The sequence below is a fragment of the Bacteroidia bacterium genome (assembly GCA_033391075.1).
Lineage (GTDB): Bacteria > Bacteroidota > Bacteroidia > J057 > J057 > JAWPMV01.
Map to the genome: position 1 here is coordinate 4,913,502 of JAWPMV010000001.1, position 18,493 is coordinate 4,931,994.

Here is an 18,493-nt window from a genome sequence, read left to right on the forward strand (position 1 = left end):
ATTCTTTATACTTAACACAAAGAAAAATCATTTAGACAATGGCTAAAAAGATCGATTTTAATGTAGAAGCCAGAGATAGGCTAAAAAGAGGGGTTGATGCGCTTGCGAACGCTGTGAAAGTAACCCTCGGACCAAAAGGTCGCAATGTAGTAATAGACAAAAAATTCGGAGCACCTAATATCACCAAAGATGGTGTTACAGTTGCCAAAGAAATAGAACTGGCTGATCCCGTAGAAAATATGGGAGCACAGATGGTAAAAGAAGTTGCTTCTAAGACTGCTGATATTGCAGGTGATGGAACAACCACTGCTACCGTTTTGGCCCAAGCTATGGTACGTGAAGGATTGAAAAACGTAACTGCTGGCCACAATCCTATGGAATTGAAGAAAGGAATTGCTGAAGCTACTAAAGTAGTAGTGAAAGAATTGAAGGAGATGTCCAAAGTTATTAGCGGTTCCAGTGAGATTGCTCAGGTTGCGACCATTTCTTCTAACAACGATATCGAGATTGGTAAATTCATTGCTGATGCAATGGAAAAAGTAGGAAAAGACGGAGTTATCACTGTTGAAGAAGCTCGTGGTCTAGAAACTTACCTCGAGGTAGTGGAAGGGATGCAGTTCGACAGAGGATACCTTTCTCCTTATTTCGTAACCGATCCTGACAACATGGAAGTTGTTTTGGAAGCTCCATACATTTTGCTTTTCGACAAGAAGATCTCTCAAATGAAAGACCTTCTTCCCGTACTTGAGCAAACCGTACAAACAGGACGTCCTTTATTGATCGTTGCTGAAGATGTAGACGGTGAAGCTCTAGCTACCCTCGTTGTAAACAAAATCCGTGGTTCCCTCAAAGTGGCTGCTGTTAAAGCTCCCGGATTTGGCGACAGAAGAAAAGCCATGTTGGAAGACATCGCTATTCTGACAGGAGGAACCGTTATCTCTGAAGAGCGCGGATTCAAACTGGAAAACACTACCCTTGATATGCTGGGTTCTGCCAAGAAAGTAGCCATCGACAAAGACAATACTACGATTGTTGACGGAGAAGGTGATCCTGCAAACATCAGTGCAAGAGTAGGTCAGATCAAATCTCAGATCGAAACCAGTACTTCTGACTACGATAAAGAAAAAATGCAAGAGCGTCTGGCAAAACTGTCTGGCGGTGTTGCAGTAATCTACGTAGGTGCTGCTACCGAAGTAGAAATGAAGGAAAAGAAAGACCGTGTGGATGACGCCCTTCACGCAACGAAAGCTGCTGTTGAAGAAGGTATCGTTCCTGGTGGTGGTGTTGCACTGGTACGTGCGATCGATTCTTTGGAAAAAGGTCGTGGAGGTATCAATGACAATCTCCTCAAAGGTGGAATTGGTGTTGGAGTAAGCATCGTAAAGCGTGCGCTCGAAGAGCCGCTTCGTCAGATTGTAGGAAATGCAGGTCTGGAAGCTGGTGTAATCCTTAACGAAGTTAGAGGTGGAGAAGGAGATTACGGATTCAACGCCCGTAATGAGACTTACGAGAACTTCTTCAAAACAGGGATTATCGATCCTACCAAAGTAACAAGAAGTGCACTTGAAAATGCATCATCTATCGCTGGATTGTTGCTGACAACTGAGGCCGTTATCACTGACGAGCCTGAGCCTGAAGCAGACCATGGGCATTCACATGCCCACGGTGGTGGCATGCCTGGCATGATGTAATCATAAAACAGAAAGGCTGCCAATTAGGCAGCCTTTTTTGTTTAAGGATGTGGGATTGTGTATCTTATAAAAAGAGCTTAAGGCATTAAGGCCTAAGCTATTACTCGCTAACCAACATCCTTATATTATGAATGCGCTGGGAATCATTTTGACTCTGGCTGTCGTAGCTGGGGGATTCTATTTCGCCTACTGGGCCATTAAGCGAACACTGGCAGACGATGCCGGAAAAAATCGTCGCCAAAGAAGATCCAGTAAAAGGTGATATGAGGAGGGCTTATCTGGTGAAGAGGAACGCCTTTTGCTTTTTTTTTAGTATCTTGACGGGCTTTGAAAAATTAATGTTTTTATGCCAGATCTCCCTCCTATTAAACAACAGGAACGTATCCAGGAGGTAAAACAGATCTTTTCGGATTATCTCGATAGAAAAGGACAGAGAAAGACTCCAGAAAGGTTTGCCATCCTGGAAGAGATTTATAGTCGCTCGGATCATTTCGACGTGGAGTCTCTGTACATCCACATGAAGAATAAAAACTACCGAGTGAGCAGGGCTACTGTTTACAATACCCTGGATCTTCTTGTAGAATGTGATCTGGTCAAAAGACACCAGTTTGGCACCAGCCAAAGCCTTTTCGAAAAGTCATACGGATACAAGCAACACGATCATCTCATCTGCACATCCTGTGGTAAGGTGATGGAATTCTGTGACCCACGTATCGGGGAAATTGAAAACACAATCGGCAACATCCTCAATTTTAAGGTGAGCCATCATTCATTTACCATCCACGGCATATGTAGTACATGCTCGGAGGATAAAACACAGTAACAGAAAATAAGAATAGAACAATGGAGTTTACGTTCAAAGAAGACAATAAAATAGGAGTATACGAATTGCAGGGAAATCTTATCGGAGAAAAAGATGGAATCACCATCACCGAGTCTTTCACAGAGCAACTTGACAATGGGTTGAAAAACTTTGTTATCGATTTGCAGAACCTGCAACATATCAATAGTAGCGGTTTGGGGGTACTCATTACCCTCCTGACAAAAGCCAGAAAATCCGGAGGCGAAGTGACCTTGTCCAATCCTTCTGATTATATCAAAAACCTTTTGCTGATCACAAAACTCAATACCATCTTTCAAATCCACTCTACTAAGGAAGAAGCGATGGAAGTTTTCAGCAAATAAGCTATGAAAAGAAAGGAATTTAGTTTTCCTTTGCGCTTTCGTTCGGGTCAAGCTTTTGGCCTTATTCACTTTTTCACATAAAACACCATGCCAGTAGACGTTTTGCTAGGCTTACAATGGGGAGATGAAGGGAAAGGAAAAGTAGTAGATGTTTTTACTCCTCAGTATGACATAGTTGCTCGTTTTCAGGGAGGTCCGAATGCAGGACACACCATTGTTTTCAATGGTAAGAAGTATGTACTTCACCTCATCCCTTCCGGAATTTTTCACGAAAATACCACCTGTTTGATCGGTAATGGAGTAGTCATAGACCCCATTACTTTGCGCCGCGAGATTGAAAATCTCGAAAAGACTGGCGAACCCGTTAGAGAAAAACTATTGATCTCTCAAAGGGCTCACCTCATCCTTCCCTCTCATAAGTTATTGGATGCTGCCTCCGAAAAGGCAAAAGGAGATAAGAAGATCGGTTCGACCCTCAAAGGTATCGGTCCCACTTACATGGATAAGACGGGTAGAAACGGATTGAGAGTAGGAGATGTACTGTCGAAAGATTTTGAGGCAAAATATGCAACTCTGCTTGCCAAGCATAAAAATATGCTGGATAGCCTCTATGATTTTGAATACGATCTTTCTGAAACCGAAGCCCAGTTCAGAGAATCCATTGAGTTTCTCAAAAGCCTGCAACTGATCAATACAGAATACTATCTTCAGGATGCTTTGGCAGAAGGGAAGACGATTCTGGCTGAAGGTGCACAGGGTATGCTGCTCGATATCGAGTTTGGAAACTATCCCTTTGTAACCAGTTCAAATACCACTACTTCTGGTGCTTGTTTGGGTCTGGGTGTTCCTCCTCAGGAGATCAAACGAGTATTTGGGATATTCAAGGCTTACTGCACACGTGTAGGTAGTGGCCCTTTCCCTACCGAGCTTGATGATGAAGTAGGCGAAAAAATCCGCAAGGAAGGTCATGAATTTGGAGCTACCACTGGCAGACCTCGTCGCACAGGATGGCTAGACCTGCCTATCCTGAAATATGCGGTAAAACTCAATGGAACTACTGACATGATCATGACCAAGGCCGATGTGCTTTCCATCATGGATGAATTGATGGTATGTACCAAATACCGCCTCGAAGACGGAACGGAAACAGATCAGGTTCCTTATAATATCGAAAGCGGGATTACGCCTGTGTATGAGTCACATCCTGGATGGAGAGATGATATTACCGGAGCTCGCCATAAGGATGAGTTGCCCTCAGTCCTTAAGGACTATATAAAGATGATCGAAGAGTATATTGGCGTACCGATTAGTTATGTATCTGTCGGCCCGGATCGGGAGCAGATCATGCAAATGGAAGCCATGACCGTATAAATAAAAGCCCCGCATTAGCGGGGTTTTTTGTTTAGGTGTTCTTAGCATCGCTGTCACCTTTAGCCACTGGTCTCACCCTGACCGAAGCGGAAGGGCCTACATCTTTACCCTCCTCTTTTCTTAGTCTTCTTTTGGGTTGGGGAAAGGAAATGAAGGAAGACTTAGGTCCCTCGACAGCGCTCGGGATTACACGGATTTGTGTGCTTACCTAAACTGTCATCCCGGCCTAAACATGAGTGCCGGGATCTCTAGCATATGGGTTTAGCTAGAGGTCCCGGACATCTTGTAGATTCCAGGATGACATGATATATGATTGAAAAGGATACAAAATCAAAACTCTTATCACCCAAAGCGAAGTGGAATTACTTACCAAAGCATCACTTCTCCAATCTTAATTCCTTGTTCCTTGTTCTTCATTAAATTCAGCTCCCTCCACGGAGCTCGGGATGACAAGGATTTGTGTGTATCAATTACTAAAACCCTCCGGTCTCAACTTTCGCCATTCACTTCTTTTTCTGCGAGCCTTCTTACCTACTTCTGGCAGCACTTTCCAGCTATAGCCTTCTTCTCGAATCTCAAGAAAGCGACTCAACAACTGCTGTTGAAGGCTATCTGAAAGTTTGCGATTTACCCCAAATACATCATGCGTCTGTGAAAGATCTTCCGCCAGATTATATAACTCAAAATCCAGTAATTCGAGATTTTTTATATGTTCCATATCTGGCTTACTAAAGGGATGCGTATGCAAACTGCTATCCGGACTAGCTCCCATGATGCTAAATTCACCGATTCGCATAGCCATTTCAGGAAAGGTTCTATAGAAAAACCAGCTCAGGGGTTTCTCTCTATTCAACTCCCCTACCATCAGCAAGGGTTTTAGACTTTTTCCTGCCAACTTATCTGCTTCAGGATGTTCTACTTCTACCAGTTCACAAATCGTTGGCATAAGATCAAGTAGACCCGCTACTTCAGATATTTCTTGCCCGGGATCAACAACTTTATCCCAACTGATAATCCCCGGAACCCTGATTCCTCCTTCATATACAAAACTCTTTCCTCCTAAGAGTTCTCCATTTGATCCTTTACGGTAAGAGCCATTATCCGAAGCGAAAAGGATAAAAGTATTCTTATCCAGTCCCATATCCTTTAAACCGTTAAAAAGATGACCTATGGCTTGATCCATGTTCTCTATATTGGCAAGATATTCTGCGTTTTGTTGATCGTGATGATCCAGATATTTTTCCACCAGCTCGGGAGGTGATGCTACTTTTTTATGGGGTTCATGGAAAGGCAGATAAAGAAAATAAGGCCTATTGGACTCCTTTTCCCCCAACCAACTCAAGGCCTCTCTGACCAGTATATCACAGGAATAGCCATGCTGTTCACCTACATTTTTCCCATTTCTAACAAAATTCACCGGATTCAAATGAGAAGGTTGCGCATTATTTTTTGTAGCAAAAAAATGATCAAATCCCTGATCATAAGGGGTAGGCTGTTTTTCCTCTTCATTGGGAATGAGATCACTTAAGTGCCATTTGCCGAAGAGTCCGGTTTGATACCCTTTTCTCTTAACAATCTCAGCAATTGAAACTATTTCTGATCTCAGGTGCATAGGGTGCACACCAGGCAGGTAATTGTAAATTCCAATCATAGAAGGGGATCGTCCACTCAGCAAGCCTGCCCGGGAAGGAGAGCAATTGGGTGCTGCCGCATAGAAGTCCGTAAAACGAATCCCGGAAGCAGCAAGGCTATCCAGATTGGGGGTCAAAGCCTTTCCTCCATACACGCCCAGATCCCCATACCCAAGGTCATCCGCCAATAGAATAATAAAATTGGGACTAGTTGAGGGAGGAGTATGCTCAGGCGCTACTTTACAGGAAATAAACAGGAGTAGGCAAAACAGGAATGGGACGAATAAAGACTTCATAGCGGCAATAAAAAAATCCGAATATTCTTCAATATCCGGATTTTAAGGTTCATCCCCAATGGATCCCTGTTTCCATGTTAGGGATGAGAAACGGCGATAGAGGCTTCATCGAGCGTCAGTTCGATGCTTTGCCCATCTTCAGCCCAAAGGGTCGCGACCGCTTCTAAGCGTAATTTTCTTGTGTTTTCTCCTCTTTCGTTTTTGTCATAAGCTTCTGATTCCAGGATTTCAAAACGGCTCAGGCTTCGCTGGTCATTTTTATCTGATCGGTACACCTTTCCATCTTTATCCGTCCATTGAATCATAACTCGGCTGTACTGTGGGGAAGTAGGGCCTGACACCTGATTGATTTCATAGCTAAAGTTGCTATTACAACTGCCAGGATCGGTCCCTATATTTTTGCAAAGGGTTCTTTTACATCCACTTGCATCTGTTACTGTCAGACAAACTGTATAGTCTCCACTTCTGCCAAAGAAATAAGCAGGATTTCCCAAACTAGCTCCAAAACCGTCTCCAAAATCCCATCTATGTCTTAAGGGGTATTGCCCCTCAGATTGGTCGAAGAAATTGACAAACCCAGTATTGGGGTCCCATTCATATTCAAAATCCACCTTACAGGATGCGCTGTCGAGAAAGATCTGATTGCAAATGATACTTACACAGCCATTGGAATCTACTGTCCGTAGACAAACCTCTGGAGTGAAACTGACGGGATCTACATACTCATGTCGAGGATCTTCACTCATGCTGATTGAACCATCTCCAAAATCCCATTGACTGCTATCTACAGAGCTGGCAGGATTACTTTCAGACTCAAAGTCAACAATGAAAATATCACTGACATCCTGGGCATTGCTGTACTCATAAGTTCCCATTTTCAGGGCTTCTTCGATATCCGGATTTTCTCCCTCAGTCAAAGCCTCATTATTGTTGATCTCGATGCGCAGGACTTCTCCACAATCAAAGCAGGAAGGCCGCTGAAATTCTGCCCGATATACCAGGACATCTCGGTTACTGAGGGCGTGAGAGCTGGACATGTAATAGTCCTTTATACCGGCCTCTATATCCAGTTCTCCGGCTGAGGTATTTCCTCTAGCGAAAAAAACTACTTCCCCCATCATCTCCTCCGGTAGAGGGGTTTCTTCACAAGCGGCCAGCACCATAAAGCAGGCGAGTGAAAGAAGTATATGATATATATGATTCTTCATGCTCAAGCTTAATTGAGGAAGTGGTAGCGTAAAATGATCCGTGCGTTCAGATTGCGGTCAAAACTATTGATTCGATAGAATGCATTGTCCCTGACATCTTTCAATCCGTATTGAGTTTCCAAACCGATTTGCAAACCCTCACTCAAATGATAGAAGTAGCCCAATTGTAATCCATAATCTAAGTCCGAGAATCCTTGTTTGTACCCCCAGGCACGATTTACAGGTCCGGGAGTGCTTTCGAAAGGATTGGATTCGAAGCGGGATACTTCTGATTGTACATTGATGAGGTAGCGGAAATAAGCTCCTCCTACTATTTTACTTCTTGGTCCCGTATACCAGGCCAGCTGCAGAGGTATTTCGGCTTGATGTAAAGACAAGGCTTTAATATTGATTCCCTCTACCTGTGCACCAAAACTGAAGTCTGTACTAAGGAAGGTCGAATCTCCAGTCAATGCTGGCATTTGGGTATACCGCAATCCTGAAATGAATTCAAGTTGTGCGTTGAAACGCCTGCGATAACTGATTCCTATGACAGGGCTCATCCCCAGGCTTTGGCCGGAGGAAGTCGGATCTTTGATTCCTTTATTGAGGGCAAAACCCAAATCCAAGCCCCATTGATGTTTGGAACGGGCTGCCCTGCTTAGATAGCGGAAAGAAGGATTTGATTGGTCTTGCTCTTCCAGCTCAAAGGCTCTTTCGTTCAATACCCGGGCTTTATATTCACTCTTTTGTTCCTTCTTCTTAAGGTCCAGTCCTACTCCTCGATCTTCCCTTGCCGCTAGCAGTTCTGATTGTTCTAACTCCAGCAAATCCAGCACCCGATTTGTAGGGTTCGGATTTGTTTCTTCTGTTTCGATAAAACTTTTCTCGCTTCCTGAGTTAGCTGGCTGGGTTTTGCTTAATAGGGAGTTAGCCTTAGAAGTTTCTACGCGATTTATGGGAAAAGAAGCCGCAGGAAGTGCAGGCTCCCTTTCGATTTTTTCCACTTCTACTTCCACTGGCTCATTCCCTCTACCCTTATCGAGCAAGGCATTTTCAGGCGACTCCTTCTCATTCGCATCAACTTCAAAAGTAGAAGCAATTTCTGTATTAGGCTTTAACTTCTTAGCTGTATCCCTTGAGAAATAATACCCAAGGGTCGAGCCGGTGATGAGCAAGCCAATTAAGAGAAAGAGCCAGAGAAAACGTCTTCTCTTTCTTCCGCCCTGTGCTTCAATCAGATCAGCTGCTGCCGACCAGTATTCCTCCTTCATAGGATACTGCCGATCGGCCAAGCTCTCTTTAAAGAAGCTATCTATGGGATGCTTTTCTTTCATAGCATGTCTGCCTTTTGATTAATTAGTCCTTCCCGTATGAGTTTTTGTTTTAGCTCTTTCCGGGCAAAGGACACGTGCCATTTGGAGGTCCCAACTGAGATCCCCAACAAATCGCCTATCTCCTGATGGCTATAACCATCTATCGCAAACAGATTGAAAACCTGCTTGCTCATAGGCGGGAGTTCCTGAATCATTTTTTCTATTGCTTCAGCTTCCAGCTGGAGTTCTGCCTGATTGATCTCAAAGGCTGCTTCTTTCTGATCATCCATTCCATACTCCCAACCGGCTTGTATATGCGTTTTATAGCTTTTTTCTTTTCGAAATCGGTCAATGGCTGTATTGATAGCGATCCGGCGGATCCAAGCCAGGAATGGGGTGGAAGCATTTCGCTTGTGGTAATTGTTCAAAATCTTGAGAAAGGCCTCATTGAGAGCGGCAACCGCCTCTGATTCATTCCGAAAATATCGCATGCAAATCCCCATCAAAGCAGGAAAGCACATGCGATATAATTGCTCTTGTGCTCTCCTGTCTCCGCGCTTGCAGGCTTTTAATAATTTCGGATCAGGATTCATTAATATGTCAAAACTTCCTTTTAAGCTAGACTTTTTTCGAAAGCTTTTCCCCTATTTAATAAACAGAAAAGCTAAAAATTAAAAAAAGGATTAGACGGGATTACTCCCGCCTAACCTCAAGGCTACAAATATGATTTGTTAATCATTCTACTTACTTTACTTTTTATCTCTTGATGATGAGTCTGTTCATACTTTCGCCATCTGCCTCTATCCTCAATAAATAGGTGCCATCGAGTAATCCATTCAGGTCAAGTTCGATTCTTCTTTCTCCAATCACCTGCTCGATGTCTCGCTCGACCAATCTCTGTCCAACTAAAGTCGTAATCGATATTTTGATATCCTTCTGACTTTCCATTTTCAGTTCAAGATTGAGATTCCCTTCCGTCGGGTTCGGATAGACATTGAGTAATTCGCCAAAGCTGAATTGAGGAATACTAGTTGCACCTACTGCCAGCACTTCTGCTTCAAGCACCTGGAAGTCGGCTTCTTCAAATCTGGCATTTTGTGAAGTCAGATCTACCACCCATTTCTCTGAAAGCTTACCCGCGATTTCGACATAAATGTGATAGGTACCCAGAGCCAGATTCTTAAATTCGTAGTTTCCATCAGTACCGCTTACTGCATGAATCACAGCATCTTCCTGTGCAGTCATTAAGAGGATAGAAACTCCTGGCATGCCTTCAAGATTCTTATTGGCTCCCTGACTAATCAATCCTCCGATAAATCCTGGTCCTCCTGGATTATTACCCGGGATCAATGAGACAGGAGGTAGAAAGAGGTTTTGATTGGTTACCACTACACTGCTTGCATTGTTCCATTGCATCACATCTCCCAGGTAAGTTGGCATATAGTTTTGGTAGAAAGGAGATGCTGGTAATAAGGCTGATTTCACCAGATAAGTTCCCGGTTGTACATTGAAAAAGGTGAAGAAACTCTGGCTGAGATAGGTGGAATCCACGGCTGTTAAGGTTCCGCCAGTTGTAGTAGTATCATGTCTGATCAGGTAGACGACTCCATTGTTGATCAGTTGACTGTCGGCAAAGACAGCTCCACTCACATGGAATCCGGAGTTTGGATTAGTAGTACCAATCACATGGCAAGTAGTAGCGGCACACTGACTACTGCTATCTATTACAGTCAGGCAGACCAGATATGGGCCCGGGCCTGAAAAGCTATGTTGAGGATTTGGCTGGTTGGTAGTAGTACTGTCTCCGAAATCCCAGAAGAAATTCAAACCGGCATTGCCTCCCGGAATACCGGATGCACTCGTCAATTCAATAAAATCGAAGCTTCCGTTTCCGAGGTCCTGGTAGGTGAAGTCAGACACAATTGCACACTGTCCGGGACCATTGCCTGTATTGCCTACATATACGCTGTCGCAGAAAGTAGCATTGCAATTGATCAAGCTATCTGTAACACTCAGACATACATAATAAACACCAGGATTTGCATAGGTATGCACGGGTGCAGCATTATTATCGGTATTGCCATCTCCGAAGTCCCAGCTATAGGTCAGGTTGGGAGAAGGACAGAGGCTGTTGAAAGCGACTACTCCGGAACCGGTATTATGGGCGGAGAATGCAGCATCGCAGCCAAAGATTGTTGAATCCGGGATGGGGAAAACCATCTTGCAAATGGTATCCGCACAATTTGCAGAATTGATGCTCAGGCAAACCCAAAAACTATCGGGAGGCGTTTGATAGCTATGAACGGGATTCAAAGCATTGGAAGTAGTTCCATCACCTAAGTCCCAGAAGCTGCTGAAGTTTTGTCCCGTCGCAGTGCCGTCATAAGAAAGGTTAAGGAACTGAATGTTGCCATTGGGAAGAGGCAGGAAGTCGAAGTCCGCAAAACAATTGTTGTTTCCTGTTCCTCCTCCTACAGAAATTTGAGAACAAAATACGTCCTGACAACCGTTGTTGTCACTTACGTATAGACATACATCATACAAACCGGGACCCGGGAATGTGTATTGAGGATTCGGTCCGGTAGCACTATCTCCTGTACCGAAAGTCCAGAAGAAGTTGGTGCCTCCTGTACTATCTGAATAGAATTGGTATTGGTTGTTTCCAAGGTCCTGCTCAAAGAATAAGGCGTAGCAGCTCCTGCCACCGACAGTAATGACCTGACAGATTGTATCGACGCAATTGCTGGCAGAATCTTCAACGCTAAGGCAAATGGTGTAAGTACCTACCTGATAGGAGTTGTTGGCATTAGGTCCGGTAGCAATAGTCCCATCTCCCAGATCCCAGGTATAGATAGCTGTGTTTGATTGATGGAAAGCAGAGAATGCGAATCCTCCGGCTGGTGTTGGAAAAATATTGAAGCCCGCAGTACATGTATTATTGTTCCCCAAAGTCAATGTGCTGCAGTAAGTATCGGTGCAAGCCCCTGTCGAAGTTGAATCTATAATGGTTAGACAAACCTGGTAGACACCTGCTGTCAAAGTAACTACCGGATTTTGTTGGTTGGAAGTCATTCCATTTCCAAAGTCCCAGCTATACAAAGCATTGGGTCCTGCAAATGAGCTATCTAAAAACTGATAAGTATCTCCCTGAAGGTTGAAATAGGCATACCCGGCAGCACAATTCCCTGAATTGTTTCCGATCCTTACAACATCACAAAAGAAATCTGAACAACCCGCTGTACTATCGATGACAGCCAAACAAACCGTATAAACTCCTGGAGAGTTGTAGGTATGCGAGGGATTGGGATCAGAGGATGTCCCTCCATCGCCAAAGTCCCAGGAGTAATTCAGATTACCTTGTCCGAAAGAATTGAAATTTATGCTTGTCGTTCCGGGTGTTGATTGGTAGGCGAAGGCGGCTACACAATTCCCCAGTCCCGTGCTGCAATCGATGTCTACTGTATAAGTGAGCTGATTAGGATTTACGGCTATCGTATCCGAGGAACAAGGACTCGAGACGATGATCAACTGGGCATTGTAAAGAAGAACGGTGTCCTCATAAAAGCCCAATGAATCTGTATAGGTAGTTATAGAGTAATTCGGATTACCAATGGCTTCCAGGTTGATTGGAATTCCCGGCAAGGGGAAGCCATTTTGGCTCGCGTTTCCTGATATAATAGCAGCTTGTTGGGCGAATAGCCCTCCCGGCCACATCAGGGCATATATAAAAAGAGTTAACAGGTACTTTTTCATTAGATAGGAGTCTTAATAAAGGTTTATTTCCGCGCGTTACTCCTATCACGTAACTGCTAGCTCTAAAGGTTGGGTCAATTTGAAAAAAATATAAAAAAAGCTTTCGCTCAGATTCTCAATATTTCAACAAAAAGGCAGGCTTTTTATGAATTTGCAGGTCAAATGGATAGAATTTAAGCGAAGTGTTCAAAAACAACGAGCAACTGATCTATTTTGACAAAAAAATGATTCGATTTTCGAATCATTTTTTTCTTGTATACCCATTCATTTTATAAAAAAAAAATCCTAGATTATAATTCTATTACTATTAATCACTCATTATAACACTATCATTTCTAATCAATTATTTTTATGAAAAGACACACTATCCTACATCTTATACTAGGGATGCTGGCTCTCTCATTCCTGGTCTATAGTTGTTCCGATGAGATCCTATCTCCTACCCCTTCCAACAATGATGAATTAGCCGAACTTATTACTTATACTGACGGAGATGTTATTCCTGGACAGTATATTGTAGTTTATAAAGATGAAGTTAATGCTATTCCCAAAAGAGCAGTTAATGCTGAAAATTTCATAAAACTCAAGCAGGACATGAAAGTTCATGCAATGTCCGTTTTGAGTGAAAACAAAATTGGGAAAAAAGAGATTTCTCAAACCTATGTAAAAACGATACAGGGTTTTTCTCTTCAACTTACAGGTGAAGAAGTAGAAAACCTTCGTCAAGACAACAGAATTTCCTATATCGAGCAAGATAGAATGGTACACGTTGCCATGGGAGGCCCTCCCGGAGGTGGTGGTGGCGGAAGCAGCCCACAGGTTACTCCCTGGGGGATCACCAGAGTAAATGGAGGTGTTGATGGTACGGGTAAAATTGCCTATATCATTGATTCCGGTATCGACGCTTCTCATCCAGATCTTAATGTTGACGTAAGTAAAGGATTCAATGCCTTTAGTAAAGGGAAAGATGGTGATCTGACTTTTGATGGTAGCGGACATGGAACACATGTTGCCGGTACAGTTGGTGCTATTGATAATGAAATTGGAGTGATTGGTGTTGCTGCAGGCGCTACTGTAGTTCCCGTAAAAGTACTGAACTCAAGAGGTTCCGGTTCTTATTCTGGTGTTATCGCTGGAGTGGACTATGTAGCTACTCGTAGTGATTGTGATGCTGCAAACATGAGTTTGGGAGGCGGTTTCTCTCAAGCTGTTAATGATGCAGTTGTAGCGGCTTCTTCTCAGTGCCCATTTGCATTGGCTGCTGGTAATGAGTCTACCAATGCTTCCTCCAAATCTCCAGCTAGTGCTAATGGAAACAATATTTATACTGTTTCTTCAATGGCACAGGGTGATAATTGGTCCAGCTTCTCAAACTACGGCAATCCTCCTGTAGACGTATGTGCTCCTGGTTCAAGTGTATATTCTACCTACAACGGAGATGGTTACGCGACCCTGAGTGGAACTTCTATGGCCTCGCCGCATGTTTGTGGTATTTTGCTACTTGGAAACGTAAGTACTAATGGAACTGTAAACGGTGATCCTGATGGTAATGCTGATCCAATAGCTGTTCACTAGCAATAAAAAATCATAAATATAAAAAGGCGGTCCTTTGCGTCCGCCTTTTCTCTTTATTCTCTATATTTATTTATGAAACTCAATTCGAAGCACTATCTATTATTTCTTTCTTTTCTTGAAGGAGGTTCAGTTATGGCCTGTGAGCTAATAGGAGCCAAACTTCTGGCACCTTACTTCGGCACCTCTCTTTATATATGGGCAGCTGCCCTCGCTTTAACCCTGGGTGGCCTGACAAGTGGGTATTATCTGGGTGGGATTCTCTCCAAAAAATATTCTGGAAGTAATACGTTGCTGTATAAAGTACTCATTGCAGCTGGAGTTTTACTTTGTCTTATGCCTTTTACCAGTGAATTTATCATGGAAAAGTGTATAGGAATGTCACTGGAGATGGGTTCGATTATCTCCTTGCTGATTTTTATGTTTCCACCATTGGTTTTTATGGGAATGACTTCACCCATTATTATTAATCTTCTAACTGAAGAAGTGGATTCAGCAGGGAATAGCGCAGGAAATGTATATGCTATTTCAACTCTTGGAGGCATTAGCCTGACTTTTCTTATGGGTTTCTATGTAATCCCCGAATTTGGGCTTCAAATGCCAGCGATCATTGTTGGCCTCATTCTGGCCCTTTTCCCAATGGTTTCTCTTCTAAGTACATCCCGAAAGAAAGAGGTAGGAATAGCGGGCTTACTTTTACTCATGGCTGTCTCTTTGAGTTCATGGACAGGTAAAAATTATACAGATGAATACAAAGTTCTCTATCAATCCGAAGGTATTTTGGGTCAGGTAAAAGTTGTTGATCACCCTTCTTATGAAATCACAGAGGATGCTCGAACCGGAAGGGCACTTATTGTCAATAATACCCTTCAAACCTATGTGGGTCTGGAAGATGATATGAAATACAGTATCTGGAGCTGGTCCCATTATTTCCCTACAGCTGCCTCTATCTTTCCCAAAGGAAGCAAAGTACTCCTATTGGGTTTGGGTGGTGGAACGCTAGTCAAACAACTGGAACGCCTGGGATTTGATACGGATGTTGTTGAAATTGATCGGAGGGTACACGAAGTCTCGGTTCAATACTTTAACATGAATCCGGATATTCCCGTGATTATAGATGATGCTCGCCATTATATTAAAACCACCCCAAAAAAATATGATATAATCATTTTCGATACTTTTCTGAGTGAATCTGTTCCTGAACACTTATTAACAATAGAAGGCTTCGAGGATACGAAGAGGATATTAAAGCCCTCTGGTATGATTATGTGCAATTTTTATGGTTTTATAAAAGGAAACAGAGGCCGGGCGGCCAGATCTGTATACAAAACATTTACGGAATCAGGGTTTACCACTGAAATTCTGGCGACTCCTGGTACTGAGTACAATCGCAACCTCATTTTCCTTGCAAGTTTTGAAAAAAAGGATTTTGATCTGAGTAATTATGAAGAACCTAATTATCCTAAAATTGAGGACTTGTATAGTTATTTCATCGAACCCAAAACCCTGGATTTAAGTGAAGCAAAATTGCTCTCTGATGCAAAACCCCAGCTTTCCAAATTATATTCAAATGCATCCAGAGAATGGAAAAGAAGTTATAATGCCTATTATAGAAAACATTTTTACAAATAGACTTGGGTGGAGTTATACAGCTCCATTTTCTACAGTATAGGAAATCGATTTTGCCTTCTGTTGAGATTCCTTCTTTTTCAACAGATCCTCCAAACAGCTTTCCATATCCTCATACAAAAATCGGTAATCCATCCTCAACAACTTTTCCGGATATACCTTCCGGCTTTTGAGAATCAATTCTGTCTCAGTACCCATAAAAATCGCTCCAAATTCCAGCAGCCATTTGGGTTGAGGTATAATAAAAGGAGGCTTAAGCTTTTCTCTGAGGAGGTGAAAGAAGTCCCTATTGCGGAGATAATTTGGAGCACAAAGGTTAAAGATTCCTTCCTTTTCCTCTTCCATCAAATGATCTATGGCCCGGCAAAAGTCATCTACATGAATCCAACTGATCCATTGCCTTCCATTGCCTTGAGGCGAACACAAGCCTTTTTTAGCTAGATCCCGCATCACAGGATAGGCACCTCCTTCATTTCCAAAAACAATGGCTGTTCTCAGGATCAGCTTCTTCGTTTCAGGGAGTTGGTAGCTTTCAAAAGCTGCTTCCCAGTCCTTGGCAACAAGGACCGAGAAGTCATCTGCAATCCTTCCCAGATGTTCCGTATTGTGAGGAGCATCACCTTCTGTGTGTTCGTATATGGTAGCTGTAGAGGAATTGATCCAGTATTTTGGGGCAGGTGAAAAGACCTGTAGCGCCTTGCCCAGAATATGTGTGCTATTGAGTCGACTGCTTCTTATGAGGGCTTTATTCTTTTCGGTATACCGGCAGTTTACACTTTTACCCGCCAGATTGATCAAGGCATAGGTGCCTTCCAGGAGGTAGCACCATTCCCCAAAACTCTCTCCATCCCAGTAGACTTCATTCGGGCCGAGGGGATTGCGGGTGAGGAGGTAAACTTCAAATCCTATTTCTGTAAAATAGGATTGTAATGCTCTCCCGAGAAAACCTGTTCCACCTGCTATGACGATTCGTTTTTTCATGTGTAGCTTGTTTATATCTGCTAAACGAAACAAATATAATAAAGTTTCAGAAAATACTGAAAGTTATGAATTATATTTTCAAGCATTAGAATACGGGATTTCCCGGCGCACTTCCCAACCCAAGACCAAGGCTCGAAATGACAAAAGAAAAGCCCTCACCTATCGGTGAGGGCTTTTCTTTTATCCAAATGCAGCAGAATTCACTTAGGCATGCTGCCGCTTACTTTTTTCCAAATAAGCATTGGGATTGTGGTATAAGGCTCCTTCCGGTAGCCATTCCCATAGGCCTTTTAAATCCTTTTTCACCATATCAACATAGAATTGAGGCAAAACCTGACTTTCTCCTTCAAAGAAATCCCTAAACTTTGAGTCTTCAATCAGGTTATTCCGAACTTTCTTGAAATATTTGATTCTACCGTATCCTTCATTTGAAATCGCCCGAATCACATTGAGGTATTTTGCAGTCCATACTTTGGAATGCGTAAAGCGGCGATAAACCGCTCTATTTGAAAAAGTGTATTCGGTCAAATCAATCACTTTATCATAAAAATCAACCCATTCATAATTCCTGGGTTTAAGATTCATGGCATGGTGATTATTCAAAAAGTGGAAGGGGAAAGGCAAAACCCGATTTTCCTGCTGGTATTCCAGGTTTAAAGGAGCGGCTTCTCCAAAGGAAGTCAGGAGTGAATATCCAGGAAAAGCTGCGGGAGACATATCCACAAAGCGCTTGGTCAGTTCGAAAGGTTCATCTCCCTCATCGCTATCCAATCCCAACACAAAATTGGTTTGCACATAGGGGATATAATCAAAAATCATGTTTACATGTTCAGAAACCCTATTCAATTTCTCTTCTCCTTCCCGACGTGCGGTACGAGATTTATTTCCCATATCGTACCAGGATTCTATCCCGGGTAGCATCCCTACAAACCCATTTTGCTTCAGCACCTTTAGGTGATCTTCTGTTAAAATCGAAAGACTACTTTCAGCTATATGTCTAATCTTTCCATTGGGAGCAACAGAAGCGATTGCCTCCATATAGTCATCGAAACGAACCCCAAAATTGGGATCATGCCATCCCACGATAGGGTCTTTAAATTTCCCCAACAAAAACTTGAGATCAGATTTCATAATCTCAAAGTCCAGGGGCTGGTATTTGACTACAGAATCAATACAAAAGGAACAGGTATAGGGACAACCCATACTTCCAATCATATTTACAAATTTGAGTAAAGGCGCTTTTTTGAGGGTTTGCTCGACAAATTTCCAGCGATCTCTCAAACTCGGCAGACTACGAGGTTGGTTCTTTGCGGCCAAATAGGTTCCTTCTTTTCCCTGAGATACACAATTATCCAGGATCTCATCCAGCACTTCTTCATTCGTAAATCCTACTACATAATCAAAGTATTTCAGTGCATCTTCCGGATAACATCTTGCATGAGGCCCTCCTAACACCGTGACAACACCTTTTGATTGCAGAAGATTACTAAGTGAATAAGCCAAAAAGGCAGCTTGAGTAAATCCACAAATAAATACCAGGTCCACATCTTGTGGAATTTCTTTTTCCAGATCTTCGAGTCCTGTAAAACAGATAAGTTCTACATCATGTCCTCTTTGGTCGCACCAGGTGGCGATAACCTGTGGCATGATACTCGCAAAATTTGCATGCATAACTCTTGCCCATAGGGATTTATTAGGCCCCTTGCTAATAAGGTCAATGACCCCAACTTTTAATTTTGACATAGATATAGGTTGTAGGGTTTTGGTACTGGGTAGTAAAGAAGCAGTCTGGATTTCAGCTAGGAGATTATAGAAATCCGTCTTGTGTAAACTGAAAAATAGGAGAGGAGAATCTGTAAAGAGCTAAACTTATTCCGTAAA

Annotated in this window: 14 protein-coding genes; 7 read left to right on the forward strand and 7 right to left on the reverse strand. The window is 42.8% G+C overall.

Going from position 1 to position 18,493, the window contains the following annotated elements:
- The first annotated feature begins 38 nt into the window (after positions 1-38).
- The 5 genes from groL (at position 39) to R8P61_19555 (ending at position 4,247) form a co-directional block, all read left to right on the forward strand.
- Positions 39-1,691, forward strand: a complete 1,653-nt coding sequence (gene groL / locus R8P61_19535; GenBank protein MDW3649270.1) for a chaperonin GroEL — start codon at positions 39-41, stop codon at positions 1,689-1,691.
- Between the two features lie 127 nt (positions 1,692-1,818).
- A complete protein-coding gene (locus tag R8P61_19540; GenBank protein MDW3649271.1) occupies positions 1,819-1,953 on the forward strand; it encodes a hypothetical protein in 135 nt (44 codons plus the stop codon).
- A gap of 84 nt (positions 1,954-2,037) precedes the next feature.
- Positions 2,038-2,514 (forward strand): transcriptional repressor, encoded by a 477-nt coding sequence (locus R8P61_19545; GenBank protein ID MDW3649272.1) that lies wholly within the window; start codon positions 2,038-2,040, stop codon positions 2,512-2,514.
- A gap of 20 nt (positions 2,515-2,534) precedes the next feature.
- Positions 2,535-2,876: an STAS domain-containing protein gene (locus R8P61_19550; protein MDW3649273.1), complete on the forward strand. Its 342-nt coding sequence runs from the start codon at positions 2,535-2,537 to the stop codon at positions 2,874-2,876.
- An 87-nt stretch (positions 2,877-2,963) separates the two neighbouring features.
- Positions 2,964-4,247: an adenylosuccinate synthase gene (locus tag R8P61_19555; GenBank protein MDW3649274.1), complete on the forward strand. Its 1,284-nt coding sequence runs from the start codon at positions 2,964-2,966 to the stop codon at positions 4,245-4,247.
- Positions 4,248-4,713: 466 nt separating this feature from the next.
- Here the strand turns inward: R8P61_19555 and R8P61_19560 are convergent, their stop codons facing one another.
- The 5 genes from R8P61_19560 to R8P61_19580 all read right to left on the reverse strand — a co-directional run bounded on the left by R8P61_19560 (position 4,714) and on the right by R8P61_19580 (position 12,430).
- Positions 4,714-6,174 (reverse strand): sulfatase-like hydrolase/transferase, encoded by a 1,461-nt coding sequence (locus tag R8P61_19560; protein ID MDW3649275.1) that lies wholly within the window; start codon positions 6,172-6,174, stop codon positions 4,714-4,716.
- A 77-nt stretch (positions 6,175-6,251) separates the two neighbouring features.
- Complete coding sequence (locus tag R8P61_19565; protein MDW3649276.1) at positions 6,252-7,382, reverse strand: PKD domain-containing protein; 1,131 nt, start codon at positions 7,380-7,382, stop codon at positions 6,252-6,254.
- An 8-nt stretch (positions 7,383-7,390) separates the two neighbouring features.
- Positions 7,391-8,698, reverse strand: a complete 1,308-nt coding sequence (locus R8P61_19570) for an outer membrane beta-barrel protein (GenBank protein MDW3649277.1) — start codon at positions 8,696-8,698, stop codon at positions 7,391-7,393.
- Positions 8,695-9,270 (reverse strand): RNA polymerase sigma factor, encoded by a 576-nt coding sequence (locus R8P61_19575; GenBank protein ID MDW3649278.1) that lies wholly within the window; start codon positions 9,268-9,270, stop codon positions 8,695-8,697. The genes R8P61_19570 and R8P61_19575 overlap by 4 nt, the downstream gene beginning before the upstream one ends.
- Before the next feature lie 163 nt (positions 9,271-9,433).
- Positions 9,434-12,430, reverse strand: a complete 2,997-nt coding sequence (locus tag R8P61_19580) for a PKD domain-containing protein (protein ID MDW3649279.1) — start codon at positions 12,428-12,430, stop codon at positions 9,434-9,436.
- Between the two features lie 351 nt (positions 12,431-12,781).
- Between R8P61_19580 and R8P61_19585 the strand changes: the two genes are divergently transcribed.
- Positions 12,782-14,005, forward strand: coding sequence for a S8 family serine peptidase (locus R8P61_19585; GenBank protein MDW3649280.1), 1,224 nt, complete (start codon positions 12,782-12,784; stop codon positions 14,003-14,005).
- Positions 14,006-14,077: 72 nt separating this feature from the next.
- A complete protein-coding gene (locus R8P61_19590; protein MDW3649281.1) occupies positions 14,078-15,634 on the forward strand; it encodes a fused MFS/spermidine synthase in 1,557 nt (518 codons plus the stop codon).
- 12 nt (positions 15,635-15,646) lie between these two features.
- On the opposite strand, the gene R8P61_19595 is transcribed toward R8P61_19590, so the two are convergent.
- Together R8P61_19595 and R8P61_19600 are read right to left on the reverse strand one after the other, a co-directional pair.
- Positions 15,647-16,612, reverse strand: a complete 966-nt coding sequence (locus R8P61_19595) for a TIGR01777 family oxidoreductase (GenBank protein ID MDW3649282.1) — start codon at positions 16,610-16,612, stop codon at positions 15,647-15,649.
- A 204-nt stretch (positions 16,613-16,816) separates the two neighbouring features.
- Positions 16,817-18,355 (reverse strand): radical SAM protein, encoded by a 1,539-nt coding sequence (locus R8P61_19600; protein ID MDW3649283.1) that lies wholly within the window; start codon positions 18,353-18,355, stop codon positions 16,817-16,819.
- Positions 18,356-18,493: the final 138 nt, after the last annotated feature.

Excerpts from the sequence above, each read along its gene's own strand:
- R8P61_19570 (MDW3649277.1), bottom strand. The coding sequence starts at position 8,698 with ATGAAAGAAAAGCATCCCATAGATAGCTTCTTTAAAGAGAGCTTGGCC.
- R8P61_19545 (MDW3649272.1), top strand. The coding sequence starts at position 2,038 with ATGCCAGATCTCCCTCCTATTAAACAACAGGAACGTATCCAGGAGGTA.
- R8P61_19595 (MDW3649282.1), bottom strand. The coding sequence starts at position 16,612 with ATGAAAAAACGAATCGTCATAGCAGGTGGAACAGGTTTTCTCGGGAGA.
- R8P61_19540 (MDW3649271.1), top strand. The coding sequence starts at position 1,819 with ATGAATGCGCTGGGAATCATTTTGACTCTGGCTGTCGTAGCTGGGGGA.
- R8P61_19550 (MDW3649273.1), top strand. The coding sequence starts at position 2,535 with ATGGAGTTTACGTTCAAAGAAGACAATAAAATAGGAGTATACGAATTG.
- R8P61_19600 (MDW3649283.1), bottom strand. The coding sequence starts at position 18,355 with ATGTCAAAATTAAAAGTTGGGGTCATTGACCTTATTAGCAAGGGGCCT.
- R8P61_19560 (MDW3649275.1), bottom strand. The coding sequence starts at position 6,174 with ATGAAGTCTTTATTCGTCCCATTCCTGTTTTGCCTACTCCTGTTTATT.
- R8P61_19555 (MDW3649274.1), top strand. The coding sequence starts at position 2,964 with ATGCCAGTAGACGTTTTGCTAGGCTTACAATGGGGAGATGAAGGGAAA.
- R8P61_19585 (MDW3649280.1), top strand. The coding sequence starts at position 12,782 with ATGAAAAGACACACTATCCTACATCTTATACTAGGGATGCTGGCTCTC.
- R8P61_19590 (MDW3649281.1), top strand. The coding sequence starts at position 14,078 with ATGAAACTCAATTCGAAGCACTATCTATTATTTCTTTCTTTTCTTGAA.
- R8P61_19580 (MDW3649279.1), bottom strand. The coding sequence starts at position 12,430 with ATGAAAAAGTACCTGTTAACTCTTTTTATATATGCCCTGATGTGGCCG.
- R8P61_19575 (MDW3649278.1), bottom strand. The coding sequence starts at position 9,270 with ATGAATCCTGATCCGAAATTATTAAAAGCCTGCAAGCGCGGAGACAGG.
- groL (MDW3649270.1), top strand. The coding sequence starts at position 39 with ATGGCTAAAAAGATCGATTTTAATGTAGAAGCCAGAGATAGGCTAAAA.
- R8P61_19565 (MDW3649276.1), bottom strand. The coding sequence starts at position 7,382 with ATGAAGAATCATATATATCATATACTTCTTTCACTCGCCTGCTTTATG.